The sequence below is a fragment of the Mesorhizobium sp. M1406 genome (genome assembly GCF_040317555.1).
GTDB lineage: Bacteria > Pseudomonadota > Alphaproteobacteria > Rhizobiales > Rhizobiaceae > Mesorhizobium.
The window spans coordinates 54162-67210 of the sequence record NZ_JAMYKW010000007.1 but is presented as its reverse complement, the minus strand read 5'-3'; the positions used below and the strand labels follow the sequence as shown (position 1 = coordinate 67210).

At 62.3% G+C, this 13049-nt stretch carries 13 protein-coding genes and 1 pseudogene; 1 reads left to right on the top strand and 13 read right to left on the bottom strand.

Features of this window, described 5'->3' with window-relative positions; translation table 11 throughout:
• Positions 1-74: 74 nt before the first annotated feature.
• The 13 genes and pseudogenes from NKH03_RS09155 to NKH03_RS09095 form a co-directional block, all read right to left on the bottom strand.
• Positions 75-197 (bottom strand): annotated as a pseudogene (locus tag NKH03_RS09155) (ABC transporter); the annotation flags it as partial.
• Positions 190-1212: an ROK family protein gene (locus tag NKH03_RS09150; RefSeq protein WP_352968133.1), complete on the bottom strand. Its 1023-nt coding sequence runs from the start codon at positions 1210-1212 to the stop codon at positions 190-192. The gene NKH03_RS09150 and the pseudogene NKH03_RS09155, both read right to left, overlap by 8 nt.
• Entirely contained in the window at positions 1209-1931 is a 723-nt protein-coding gene (locus NKH03_RS09145) for a ribulose-phosphate 3-epimerase (protein WP_352968132.1), read from the bottom strand. The genes NKH03_RS09150 and NKH03_RS09145 overlap by 4 nt, the downstream gene beginning before the upstream one ends.
• Before the next feature lie 8 nt (positions 1932-1939).
• Positions 1940-2761, bottom strand: coding sequence for an alpha/beta fold hydrolase (locus NKH03_RS09140; RefSeq protein WP_352968131.1), 822 nt, complete (start codon positions 2759-2761; stop codon positions 1940-1942).
• Positions 2761-3579, bottom strand: coding sequence for a sugar phosphate isomerase/epimerase family protein (locus NKH03_RS09135; RefSeq protein ID WP_352867276.1), 819 nt, complete (start codon positions 3577-3579; stop codon positions 2761-2763). The genes NKH03_RS09140 and NKH03_RS09135 overlap by 1 nt, the downstream gene beginning before the upstream one ends.
• On the bottom strand, positions 3579-4655 hold the full coding sequence (locus NKH03_RS09130) for a Gfo/Idh/MocA family protein (protein ID WP_352968130.1): 1077 nt from the start codon (positions 4653-4655) through the stop codon (positions 3579-3581). The genes NKH03_RS09135 and NKH03_RS09130 overlap by 1 nt, the downstream gene beginning before the upstream one ends.
• 11 nt (positions 4656-4666) lie before the next feature.
• Positions 4667-5488, bottom strand: a complete 822-nt coding sequence (locus NKH03_RS09125) for a sugar phosphate isomerase/epimerase family protein (protein ID WP_352968129.1) — start codon at positions 5486-5488, stop codon at positions 4667-4669.
• A 203-nt stretch (positions 5489-5691) separates the two neighbouring features.
• Positions 5692-6534: a carbohydrate ABC transporter permease gene (locus NKH03_RS09120; protein WP_352968128.1), complete on the bottom strand. Its 843-nt coding sequence runs from the start codon at positions 6532-6534 to the stop codon at positions 5692-5694.
• A 5-nt stretch (positions 6535-6539) separates the two neighbouring features.
• Positions 6540-7436: a carbohydrate ABC transporter permease gene (locus tag NKH03_RS09115; RefSeq protein ID WP_352968127.1), complete on the bottom strand. Its 897-nt coding sequence runs from the start codon at positions 7434-7436 to the stop codon at positions 6540-6542.
• A gap of 138 nt (positions 7437-7574) precedes the next feature.
• Positions 7575-8822 (bottom strand): ABC transporter substrate-binding protein, encoded by a 1248-nt coding sequence (locus NKH03_RS09110; protein WP_352867289.1) that lies wholly within the window; start codon positions 8820-8822, stop codon positions 7575-7577.
• Positions 8823-8931: 109 nt separating this feature from the next.
• Positions 8932-10077: an ABC transporter ATP-binding protein gene (locus NKH03_RS09105; protein WP_352968126.1), complete on the bottom strand. Its 1146-nt coding sequence runs from the start codon at positions 10075-10077 to the stop codon at positions 8932-8934.
• A gap of 90 nt (positions 10078-10167) precedes the next feature.
• Positions 10168-11118, bottom strand: a complete 951-nt coding sequence (locus NKH03_RS09100) for a PfkB family carbohydrate kinase (protein ID WP_352968125.1) — start codon at positions 11116-11118, stop codon at positions 10168-10170.
• Positions 11119-11121: 3 nt separating this feature from the next.
• Positions 11122-11922: a beta/alpha barrel domain-containing protein gene (locus NKH03_RS09095; protein WP_023756676.1), complete on the bottom strand. Its 801-nt coding sequence runs from the start codon at positions 11920-11922 to the stop codon at positions 11122-11124.
• 161 nt (positions 11923-12083) lie between these two features.
• Here NKH03_RS09095 and NKH03_RS09090 point away from each other — a divergent pair, with 161 nt between their 5' ends.
• Entirely contained in the window at positions 12084-12845 is a 762-nt protein-coding gene (locus NKH03_RS09090; RefSeq protein WP_027036118.1) for a DeoR/GlpR family DNA-binding transcription regulator, read from the top strand.
• Positions 12846-13049: the final 204 nt, after the last annotated feature.

Sequence of the window (13049 nt, the reverse complement as noted above, 5' to 3'; positions counted from 1 at the left end):
GTGCGGTTTGATACCAGCAATGGCCGGAGGCATGCTGCCTTCGGCCGTTGTCGTTCAGGTCGCAGCGTCGACTATCCGCAGCCCGACGGGCCGACGAAGACGACGAACTCGCGGTCGCCGACATCGAGGTCGACACCCTTGAACACCTCGGCATTGCCATAGGACTTGCGCACGCCGCGCAGCTTGAGCTCAGCCATTGAAGTCCCTCCTCGTGTCCGGAAATGTGCTTGGGCCGACAGGCATGCGGGCGGCAATCGTGCCCACATCATCGAACAGGATGAGGCTGGCGGCGCCGACCAGCCCGGCATGGCGGCCGAGCTGAGCCTGAACGACCGGCACGTCGCGATAGGCGCGCATGGCGCGCTGCCTGATAGTAGCCTCGATGGTCGGCAGCATCAAGTCGAGCCCATTGGCAATGCCGCCGCCGACGACCAGCACATCGGGCGAATAGAGATGCAAGAGGTTGGTGAAGCCAATGCCCAGCCAGCGAGCTTCCTCGTCCAGCAAGGCCGAGGCAAGACCGTCCCGCAGCCGTGCCGCCTCGACGACATGGCGGCCGGTCACCTCGGCGTCGCCTGAAAGGTGCCGCAAGCTCGAGCCATCGCCGGCGGTTGTCGCAGCGGTGGCGCGGCGGCCGAGCGCTGTGCCCGAGGCGATCGCCTCGAAGCAGCCGACGACGCCGCATATACAGCGTTCGCCTTCATTGGTGATGGTCATATGGCCGATCTCGGCGGCAAGGCCACGGCGGCCATGCAGGATGCGCCCGTTGACGACGACACCGCCGCCGATGCCGGTAGAAACCGTGACGAAGACCAGCGAGCGCGCGCCATGGCCGGCGCCGAAGCGCCATTCGCCGAGTGCGGCGGCATTGGCGTCGTTCTCCAGCCGCACCGGCAGGCCGAGCCGCCGTTCGAGGATGTCGGCAAGCGGTACGTCCAGCCAGCCGGCGAGTGTCGGCGGGCCAACGGCGATGCCGGCCAGCGGATCGAGCGGTCCCGGCGCGCCGACGCCGACGCCGACGACTGCAAGCGCCGGCGCCTCGGCATGGACGGTTGCCGCCAACGCCTCGATCTGGCCGATCACCACATCGGGGCCGGCCTGCGCCTGCGTCGGCACCGCCGCGAATGCCAGGATCTTGCCTTCGCGGTCGACCAGGGCGGCGCGAAGCTCCGTCCCGCCAAGATCGATTGCAAGGGCGGCTTGTATCGTCATGCCGCGACCTTCAGTCCGTGCAGCCAGCGGATGCGGCCGGCGAGATCCTTGTCGCCGAAGGCGAGCGAACCGAGAACCACGGTTTCGGCGCCGGCGGCACGCAGCAGCGGCACGGTCTCATGGCGGATGCCGCCGTCAGCCGCCAGAACCACTCCCGCCTCGCGGTCGGCCTGCCTCAGGATGGCGCGGGCAGCGCCCAGCCTGTCGCAGGCCTTGTCCGACAGGCTCTGCCCCTTGACGCCGATCGCCGTTCCCAGAAGCGTGACGAACGCGACCTCCGAGACGAAAGGCGTCGCCGCCTCGACCGGCGTCTCCAGCCTGAGCACGACACCGGCCTCGGCGCCGAGTTCCCGCGCCAGCCGCACGGCGCGCAATCCCGCTTCGCCATTCTCGGCATGGACGCTGATCATGTCGGCGCCGGCCTCGATGAACTGGCGCGTCTGCGCCTCGACGATTGCTTCATCGACCATCAGATGGACATGGATAGGCTTGGCCGTCAGCCTGGCGATGCGGGCGACGAGATCGGGGAAGAACAGGAAGGACGGGGCGAAATGCCCATCCGCCACATCGATGTGATGAAGATCGACATAGGGCTCGATGCGCCTGAGATCGCTCTCGAAATTGACGAGGTCGGCGGACCACAGCGAGAATTCGGCGATCATGCGATCGCGTGGCAATGCGGCGATAGCGGCCGGGCCTGAGACGAGTTTCGAGATCATGACTGGTCCTAGTTGTTGAAATTTGTGTCGAGAAAGTCCGCGATAGCAGCGCGGATTTCGGCGAAATGGCGATCCTTGTCGGTGGCCTTCGGCGTCACCTCGACAAAGGCGGCGTTGGGAATAGCGTCGGCAAGGCTGCGGGCGGTCGCCAGCGGATGGACGAGATCGACACCGCTGCCGATGACGAGTGTCGGGATTGCAAGGCCGGCGGCCGCCACCCGCGTGACGCTAGGCCCATCCTCTGCGATCGCCTGCATCACCTCGGCGAAGACGGCCGCATTCTCACGCGCGAAGAAGCCAAGCAGCGAGGCGAGATTATCCGGCGCCTCTTTGCGAAAGCGGGCGGCAGTCGCGGAAGCCGCGAAGATATCTCGTGCTTCATCCAGTGGACGGTCGCGAATGAGTTCCGCCACTTCCACATAGGGACGCATGTTTTGCGGCGCCGCATCGAAAGCCCAGGCCGGGCGCACAAGCACGAGACCTGTGACCCTATCGGGATGCCGGGCGGCAAGCTGCAAGGCGATGGCCGCGCCCATCGAAATGCCGCCGACGACGAAGTGCTCGACGCCAGCCGCATCGGCGGCGGCCAGCACGTCATCGGCGAACATCGCGATCGAAAAGGGCCGTTTGGTGCCGGCGCCGGAATCGCCCTGCGCGCGGCATTCGACGGTGAGCCGGCGGTATGAGGGCCTGTTGGGAAAATTCTGCGCGACCTGCGCTGCATCACCGCCAAGGCCATGCTGGAAGATGACGGGAAGCCTGCCCTGCCCCGTGTCGAAGACACGAAGCGATGCATCATCGCGCAGCAGGATCGACGGTGCGGCGCCCATCAGAGCAGCCCTCGCAGGAAGGCAGCGACGCCGGGGGCTTCTTCCGCGGACAGGCCGTGGGTGACGAGCGGGCCGTCGAAGCCCGCTGCCTTCAGCCGCGCGACAAAATCCGGGAAGTCGACGATGCCTTGTCCTGCGGTGGCAAAGCGGCCGTCGCCAAAGCGGTCCTTGGCGTGCGCCATGGCGATGTGGCCGGCGGCCCCGTCGATCGCGGCGGCGACGATGGCGCGCGCCTCGTCGGGCGTGGCTTGTTCGAACAGGTTTGCCGGATCAAGCACGATCTTCAGGTGTTTCGATCCCATCTCGGCGATCAGCCTTGTCGCGTCCCTGGCGGAAGTGACGATGTTGGCTTGCTCAGGCTCGATGCCGAGATCGACGCCGGCCTCTTCGGCCAGCGCCAGCGCCTTCGCCATCTCGATGGCCATGTCGGACCACGCGGCCGGCGTGGCATTGTCGGGGTGATACGCCCACTGATCGGCTGCGTTGCGCGAGCCGGTGCAGAGTGTGACCAGCGGGATGTCCAGGGCAGCAGCAACCTCGATGACGACGGCGAGACGCCGAAGGCCATCGTCGCGCACTGCCTTGTCGGGATGCGCCATGTTGTAGGTGCCGGAAAGTGCTGCAAGTGAGACGCCGCTCGATTGCGCGGCAGCGCGGATGGAAGCGACGGCATTTGCCGGCATCGCATCCGGCATCGACGGCAGGCCGGCGCAGGCGAGATTGAATTGCGTCGTCTCATAGCCCGCTTGCCGAACGGCCGCGAGCACCGCGGCCGGCTCGGTACCGGGAAAGGTCTTGGCGAAGATGCCGAGACGCATCAGACCGCTCCCGAAACCGAAGCGAGTTCGAGCCGCTCGCCAGTCTCCACCGAACGCGCGATAGCGACCATGGCGCGGATCGACGCGATGCCGTCCTCGACATTGGCGCCGCGCATCGGCGTGCCTTCCAGTACGGTTTGGGCAAGACCTTCCAACTGGCGGCGGAAGAAATGGCCGTCGGCGCCGAGCGGCTTGTGGGCAGTGGCGGTCTTCTCGTGAAAGATCTCAACCTCACTGGCACGGAAGTACCAGGGGTTGAATGTCTTGGCGATGACCGAACCGTTCTCGCCATAAAGCTGAAAACCTTCGTGCCAATCCATCCGTACGGCGACGGTCAGGTCGAGATGGCCGAGCGCGCCGCTGGCGAACTCAGTCTCGACGAACCAGCAATAGGCACCGAAGCGTTCGTTGAGCCGGGCGCGCACGGCGACGATCTCGCCGCACAGGAACCGCGCCGTGTCGACGAGATGCGAGCCGTGCGCCAGCATGAAATACTGCCGCAAATCGGCCTTCGGATTGCCTCCCGGTTTGCGCGCCAGCTTGCTGGTCACGGGCAGCGGCTGAACGGCGTCGGTGTTGGTGTAGCGATGGGTGGAATCGCAGTACCACGCCTTCAGCGCCAACACCTCGCCGATCTCGTCGCGGACAAAATCGCGCGCGGCCTCCAGCGCCGGGTCGAAGCGCTTCATGTGGCCGACCTGCAGCACCTTGCCAGAGCGCCTGACTGCTTCGGCCAGCGCCTCGCCTTCTTCCACCGAGGTGCCGATCGGCTTTTCGCACAGAACATGCTTGCCGGCGTCGAGCGCCTTGATCGACATCGGCACGTGATAGGCGTCCGAGGTGGCGACGACCACCGCCTCCAGTTCCGGATCGGCGAGCATCTCGTCATAGTCGCCATACATTTTTTCGGGCTCGTAGGTGGCGCCCATGCGCGCGAGCAGGTCGGGTGCCGCGTCGCAGATGGCGTAAAGGTCGGCATTGCCGGCTTTGACGCAGGATTCCAGATGCGCGAACTGCGCGATGGGGCCGCAGCCGAGCACGCCGACCCTGAGGCGTCTGTCCTGTTTCTTGATCATCGTCTCGTTCTTCAGGCGCCGTAGGAGCGCATTGTCTGGCGGTTGGTCTTCACCGCGCCGGCGGGATCGGCGGCGGCCGTGTCGGATTCTTCCTCCAGCACCAGCCAGCCGTTGAAGCGTGGCGCGGTGCCGGCAATCTCGATGACATCTGGCGTGTCGCAGACGCCCTTGCCGAGCATCGCCCAGGTGCCGTTGGCATCGACGTCCTTGAGGTGGATGTAGCGGATGCGGTCGCGATAGGTGCGCAGCGTGTCGGACATGTCCTTGTGACCACGCAGGATATGGCCGGTATCCGGCACCCAGCCGACCAGATCGCGGTCGAGCAAGGCAAAGATCGTGTCGTAGTCGGCGCGGTCGAACAGCAGCGTGTTGTGGTGCGAACTCGGATGCACCGCGACATCCACACCGGCCTTGCGGCCGATCTCGGCGGCGCGGTTGTAGAATTCGGCTGCGATGGCGAACTTATCGTCGCGCGGGCCGTCGGACACCACGGTTGCCGAGCCCATCGAGACCAGCGCATTCGGGAAGGTGGCGGCGAAGTCGATCCAGACTTTGGCGGTCTCGAGATCGGCGCCGATTTTCTCCTTCAGCGTAAAACCGCTCTTCGAACCGAAGGCGAAGGAGACCAGCGTCAGCCCGGACGACTTGAGTGCCGCGGCGAATTGCGACGGCCTGTCGGCATAGTGGCCGATCATGGTGTCGGTGATTTCGATGCCGGCGTAGCCGCCATCGGCGATCGCCTTCAACAGATCGTCCGGGCCGCCGGTGAACCGGTCTCCCAGCATTTCCCAGGTGAAGGTCTGGCAGCCGACTTTGAGGTCTTTCACGTTCATCCTTTCATTCCTTGCCTATTCCTTGATGCGCCCTGAGTCAGCCGTTCGATGATGTGGCGCGGGAAGAGAGCAGCACGAGCACGATCGGCGGAACAGTGACGACGGCCGCGGCCGCGGCGATGCCGCCTGCCAGCAGACAGGGCCCAATCATCGATTGAGATAGGCGGAGGCCTGCTCCTTCGGTTCTCCTTGGGATGGACATCCTACTTGACCGAGCCTGCGGTCATGCCGGCGAGGAAATACCTTTGGGCAACTAGGTAGATGAGCAAGAGCGGTAACGAGCCGAGCACGCTCATCGCCATCATCTGGTTCCATTCGAAGGCGTGCTGCCCCATCAACAGCTGGATGCCGATCGGGACGGTGCGCATGGACGTTGACTTCGTCAGCGTCAGCGCAAAGAGAAATTCGTTCCAGCACAACAGGAAGGTGTAGACCGACGTCGCCACGATACCAGGCAGTGAAATCGGGACGATCACCCGCCAAAGCGCTGTCCAACTGGTGCCGCCATCGACAGCCACGGCTTCATCGAGATCGCGAGGCAAGGTGTTCAGATATCCCGTCATCAGCAGGATCGCGTACGGCAGTGTAAACACCAGGTAAGTCAGGATCAGTGCGACGTAGGTATCAAAGATACCGTATGAGACGACAAGCCCGAAGAAGGGGATCAGAAGTGTGATAGGCGGAATCGTCTGCGTGCTGATGATGAGTGTGTTCAGGCTGCCCTTGCCGCGGAAGTCGAAGCGGCTGAACCCGTAGGCTGACAGCAAGGCGATCAGCACCGTCAGCACGGTCACCGCTCCCGCCACGAAATAGCTATTGAAGAAGAAGCGCAGTTTTACCGGGTCGCCAAGGATGGCTGCATACGCTTCCAGGGTGAAGGCCTTTGGCAGGATGGTTGGTGGCAGGGCAAAGATTTCGGTATTCGATTTGAACGAACTGCTCAGCATCCAGTAGATCGGGAATGCCGCGAAAAAGAGCCCCGCAGCAAGCGCTAGATGGAGCGCGACGGTGATCAGCCTGTCTTTCGGCGTATGCCTTTTCCTCATGGTGACTACCGAGCCTTTTGATAGCGAATATAGAACAGCGTCAGGCCGAGAGAGATCAACAAGATGACCACAGCGCTCGCCGAAGCCTGCGACAGGTTGTAGCTCGAAAACGCCAGCTTGTACGTGTAGGTGCTGAGGACCTCGGTCGAGTAGATCGGGCCACCGCCCGTCGTTATCCAGATTAACGGGAAGACCTGCATGGTCCAGATGAAGTCGAGCAGCGAGATGCTGATGATGATCGGCATCAGCATCGGAATGGTGATGAAGATCAGCTTCTGGTAGGCTTTCGCCCCGTCGATATCGGCGGCCTCGTAGAAATCCTTGGGAATGCCCTGCAAACCCGCGAGCAGGCTGACCATGAAGAGCGGATAGCCCGCCCAGATATTGGCGAAGGTGACGGCGTGCAGCGCGGTCTCAGGCGAGGAAAACCATTCGACCTTGGAACCGATGATGCCAATTTGCATGAGAATGCTATTCACGACACCGTTCGGCTCAAGCAGGAGGCGCCAGATCACGGCGATAATCACCGCGGTGAACAGCCAGGGCAGTATGTAGAGCACGCGCAGAATATTGCGCAGCGTCGGATTGATGCGGTCGCTGTTCAGCATGAGCGCGAAGACCATGCCGATGGTCATGTGGAAAATGACACTCATGCATGTGAAGTAGAGCGTGTGCCACAGCGAAGCCCAGAACACGGGATCGTCGAAGATCGCCTGGTAGTGTTTCAGTCCGGCAAAGGATGGGTCACGACGCAGAACCGCGCTGTTCTGGAACGAGTAGGCAATCACCGTCACCATCGGCAGCAGCATCAGAAGCCCGATTATGAGCAGCGAGGGCGACAGATAGAGGTAGGGTGCGACCGCTCGTTTCAGCTTGTGGTGGGAGCGCTTTTGCCGGGTCATGTGCCAACCTTGGGATACGCCTTCAAGAGAAGGCAAGCTTCGGAAACAGGTCCAACTCGAATTGCCGATCCGTTGTTGCCGGGTGGCCTGCCCGAAGTCAGGTCACCCGGTCGAAGATAGCAAACGGGAACTGGCCGATCAGAATTTCGCCATCCAGCCCTTCTGAGCGGTGGCTGCGGCCTGTTCCGGAGACTGCTCGCCGGCGAGCATCTTCTGGGCTTGCACGTCGAACTGGGTCATCAGGTCTTCAGCCACCGGCAGGCCCGTGAACTCATTGGCGAGATAGCCGGTCTTGAAGATTTCAAAAGCCTTGCCGAAAGCCTTGTCCGAGGTCACGAAATCGGGCTTGGCGTTGACGTTGCCCGGGAAGGCGTTTGCAAGCGACACGAGCTTGGCGTTCACCTTTTCACTCATCAGATATTGGACGAGTTTCCAGGCCTCTTCCTGATGTTTCGAGGCAGCAGAGATGCCGATGCCCCAGGAGGCATAGGGAAGGCCGCGCTTGCCGGTATAGTTCTCCACGACCGGGACCGGGATGAGGTCGAAGTTCAGCTTGGGATTGCGCTTGCGTATGAGGTTCACATGCGCGAGCGAGTCGATCATCATCCCGACGCGGTCGTTGACGAATTCCTCGACCTTTTCCTGCTCGGTCTTGGTGGCAATGCCGGGCGAGATGGTGCCGGCGTCGTTGAGTGATTTGACGAAGGCGAGCATATCCACCACCGGTTTGCCCTCAAGGTCCGGCTTGCCGCTCGCCATCATCGACTGACCCGAAGCCCAAACCCACGACATCATGTCGTTCTGGACGCCGGATGGCGTTTGCAGCGACAGGGGCAGCACCCAGCCATACTGGTTCTTGTCGGCGTGCGTCATCTTCTTGGCGGCTTCGAGAAACTCCGCACGGGTCGACGGCAGCTTGGTCACGCCTGCCTGGGCGGCGAGGTCCAAATTCACGAAGACCGGATAGACGAAGGAAGCCACGGGAAACATCACCGCCTTGCCGTCCACCTTGATGATGTCCGCGACCTGGCTCTTGTCGAAACCGCTCGCATCCATCATCGGATTCATGTCGGCGAGCGCGTTCTGCGCATTCAGATTGTTCACCCAGGCACCGTCGAGGCCGACGACGTCGCTGAGCGTTCCGGTTGCCGCACCAACCGAGATCTGGTCTCGCGTGGTCGCATAGGGACCGCTGACCAGCGTCACCTTGATACCGGGGTTTGCGGCCTCGAAGTCATCCATGATTGCCCTGAGCGAGCCAGCCGGCAATTCGGGCTCCCACCATTGGGTGAATTCCAGCGTCGTATCCGCCATGGCTCCGGTTGCGCCAAGCAACCATGCGGCCGCGGCTATTTTCAGCATCGTGGGCTTTATACGAAACGTCATTTTCTCCTCCTTCTTTATATTCGACCGCACAATGCGGCCGATCGTCTGTTATTCAGAAGTCTTCTTATGCAGGCGCCTCACCCTCGCCCGCGGGTCTTGTCGCGGATATTCAGATCGCCAGATGCGTCTCGGGATCGAAGAAATGGAGCTTGGCGTCATCCAGGGCCAACCTGATTTCCTCGCCGGAGCGGACTGTGCTGACCGGTTCGAATTTCGCCACCGCATTCGACGCCAGGCCGAAATCCTGCACCGCGTCAGGGTCGCCGGAGTCCACCCGGACCGCGTCGATGTTGAGATGGACGATATGTTCGGATCCGAGTTCTTCGATCGAGGTCACCTTTGCCGGCATCGTCTGATACTTGCGGCCGGATTCGAGGCTGCTGTCATAGAGATCCTCCGGTCGTATCCCGAACACGACCTTGCGCCCCGCATACGACCTCAAGCCCGGCCTGCGGACGAAGGCTGCATCCTGCAGCCGGATGGCTAAGGCGCCGGACATCAGTTCGTCGCCCGTCAGGGTCGCCTCGAAAAGGTTCATCGAAGGAGACCCGATGAAGCCGGCAACGAAGGCGTTCACCGGCGATTCATAGAGCCTCTTGGGTGTGTCGACCTGCTGCAGCACGCCGCCTTTCAACACCGCGACCCTGTCGCCCATCGTCATGGCTTCGGTTTGGTCGTGGGTCACATATATGGTCGTCACGCCGAGCTGCTTTTGCAGACTGGTGATTTCGGCGCGCATTTGAACACGCAGTTTCGCGTCCAGATTGGAAAGGGGTTCGTCCATGAGAAAGGCTGCCGGCTCGCGCACCATGGCGCGGCCCATGGCAACCCTTTGACGCTGTCCGCCTGAAAGGTTCGCGGGTTTGCTGTCCAGCAGAGACGTCAGTTGAAGGGTTTTGGCGATCTCGCCCACGCGCTTTTTGCGCTCGGCCTTCGGCTTGCCTGCCAGCCGCATCGAAAAGCCGATGTTTTCGAACACCGTCATATGCGGATAGAGGGCGTAGCTCTGGAAGACCATCGCGATGTCGCGGTCCTTGGGCGGCATGTCGACAACGTCGACTCCGCCGATTCGAAGGCTGCCGCTGGTGACGTCCTCCAGTCCCGCGATCATCCGCAACGCGGTGGATTTGCCACAGCCGGACGGCCCGACGAGAATCAAAAACTCGCCGTCCTCGACCGACAGGTTCAATTGGTCGATTGCGTGAAAATTGTTCCCGTATGTCTTGCAGATATTCTCAAGAACGACTTCTGCCATATTCCTCCCTCTCACAAGTCTAAGCCACTGATTTTTATGATTGTCCTCTGCTTATGTTCACCTGCGAAATATTTCCTCGGATAGTTCGGGCTATGTTCCGGTATGGAGCCGCGCATACTTCAGTTCGACTGCCGACGGCGCGTTCGTCGATGCCAGGAGTTCCGTGACCTGGTCGTTGTTCGGAAGCGCCTCGCGCCCGCCCCGCCCCGTTATCGAAAGGGCCGCCGCCGCGGCCGCGAATGCGACCCGGCCTGCGGTGTCGGCCCCGCGCGTCAATGCAAGGGCATAGGCGCCATGAAAGCAGTCACCGGCGCCGGTCGAGTCGACGACGGCAACCCGGTACGGAGGCAAGTGCCAGAGCCCTGTCTCGCCGCGTCCGCGATAGAAGACACCCCTGCCGCCATCCGTCAGAACCACGGCGGACCGCGACGGCAACCACAATGCATCTAGTATCTCGGCCGGCGAGCGGCGGCCCGTGGCGGCCCGCGCAAAGCCGAGCGGAAGAATGACATGGTCGCAGAGCCCGATCAGTCTCTCGGTGGCTGGGCCGCGGCTCCATTCGACATCGCCGAGGATCGCAAGGCCGAGATCGCGAGCCCGAGCCACGACATCCAGCGACCCGATCCCGTAACTATCGACGATCAGGACGGTCGCGCGGCTGAGAACCTCGTCCGGAAAGTCCGGCGCGGTGCCCAGCATCGCTTCGTCGTCATACGCGATGAACCGCTCCCCATCCGAACCGACGGTGATCCGCGAGCGCACCGGGCGCGCGTGCGGGTGGCGCGGCGCGAACGCGGTTTCAACGCCGCTCGCAACGAGATCGCACAACACGGCGTCGTCGGCGGCGCTGCCCAGCCATCCGACGAAGCCGGCGGTTCCGCCGAGCCGCGCGACGGCGGCAAGTGCCGTCGCGACATTTCCCCCGAAAGCTCGGGCACTTTGCAGAACCTTCCCCTTGCCCGCCGACAACGGCTGATCGACATAGACGATGTCGTCGATCGCAATAGCTCCGAAGCCGAGGATTGAAGGGACGGTGGGCATCGTTCAGGCACCCGCCTTCGCCAAGGCGTCTTGCGCCGAAAGGCCGTCGTGGATGACGCCCCGAAAGGCAATCGCTGCCTTTTCCGGATCGCCATGCCCCCAGAGATTGCGGCCCACCACGGCACCGCGTGCGCCGGCACGGATGGCGTCCGCCGTCTGCTGAAGGGCGCCGAGCAGCGTGTCGGTCTTCGGACCACCGGCGATCACAACCGGCACCGGACAGGTCCGAACGGTCTCTCGAAAGGACTCGAAATCGCCCGTGTAACCGATCTTGATCACGTCGACGCCGGACTCGTAGCCGATGCGTGCCGCATAGGCGATCTCGTCGGGGGTGAAGACGATTTTTGCCCCGTCGGTGAAATCACGAGGGTAGATGTGCGCCACCACCGGCATGCCGTAACGGGCCGCCGCATTCACCGAATCGGTCAGCCAGCGTATGTATTTGCCCTCGGTCGCGCCACGCACCGGAATGGCCACGGCCAACGCATCGGCGCCAGCGCGCACCGCATCCTCGGGCGTTGCAATCAGTTCACTGATGCGATCGTCTGGGGTGAAGCAGCCGGCCTGGATCACCAGGGAAGCCTTGCCCGCGTATTGCGGCCACAGATGGCGCGCGGTGCCAGGCTGGATGCTGACGTAGTCGGGTTTGCCTACCATGACGCGTGCAAGCGCGCCCGGCAGGTCGGCAAGACCTCCTTTGCGCACGTCGCCATAGCCGACAAAGTGGTCGACCGCGCCGCCAAAAAGATTCCCAGATGGATGTGAGAAGAGGCGCGCCAGGCGCACCTTGGTTCCGAGGCTCATGAGTCCAAAACTCTCCAATCGATTGATTTCAAAATCCTGGACCAGTGTTTGCGAAAGAAAGGATAAATGCAATCTTTCGAAATCTTTCGAATTCGCGTATTTTTGGTAGAGTGAACCGAGGCCAGGGCGATCGCCTGGCACATGGAGGCAAGGACAGGGCAATGTTGTCAGAGCAGAGACGCCAATCGATCCTGGGTGAAGTGCAACGCAGCGGACAGGTTCGCATCAAGGACCTGTCAGACGATTTTGGCGTGTCGGAAGTCACGGTGCGCTCCGACCTCGAGATACTGGACCGCAAGGGACTGCTGACCAAGACCCGTGGCGGCGCGGTGACCCGGACCACAGATTCGACCACGGCCGCGTTCGCCAGGCGGATGCAAACGAACCTCGATGCAAAGAAACGCATCGCCCGGGCAGCGATAGAACTGTTCGAGGACAACCAATCGGTCATCTTCGACGGCGGCTCGACATTGATGCAGGTTGCCATGCTGTTACCGCCGCTCAGCAATGTCGTGGTCGCGGCCACGGCGATGAATATCGTGCAGCATCTGATGCATCGGCCCGGGCTCGACGTTCACATGATCGGTGGTCGGGTGTATCCAGACACGGTGAGCACGCTGATCACCGATGCCGACACGGCTCTCGGCGGCTTGGTAGCGCATCAGGTCTTTGTTGGAGCGCATGCGATTGACTCGTCACTGGATGTGGTCGACGTGAACGAAGACATGGCGCGAACGAAGCGCAACCTCGTGCGCATGGCCCGGCGCGTTGTCCTTCTTGCGGATTCGAGCAAATGGGGCGTCAGCGGGACCTCCAAGGCCTTTTCGCTGTCGAGCGTCGATGTTGTGATCACCGACGATGGCCTGTCCGGCCCGATACGCAGCCAGCTTGATAGGACCGGGGCCAAGGTGATCTATGCCTGACCCCGTCGCCGTCCCTGGCCGCGACGGAAATATCCAATGCGCTCATGACCCACGGGCTTAGTACCGGCGGTCGGCCGTTTTTTCATGTCTGTCATTTTCTCCTCCTAGGGCTGGCAGCCTCCCGGTATCGCGCCAGCATTTTCGCATGTTGTATAAAAATTTTACGCGCGTCAATATTTAAAATGTTGTATAGCCCTTGAGAAG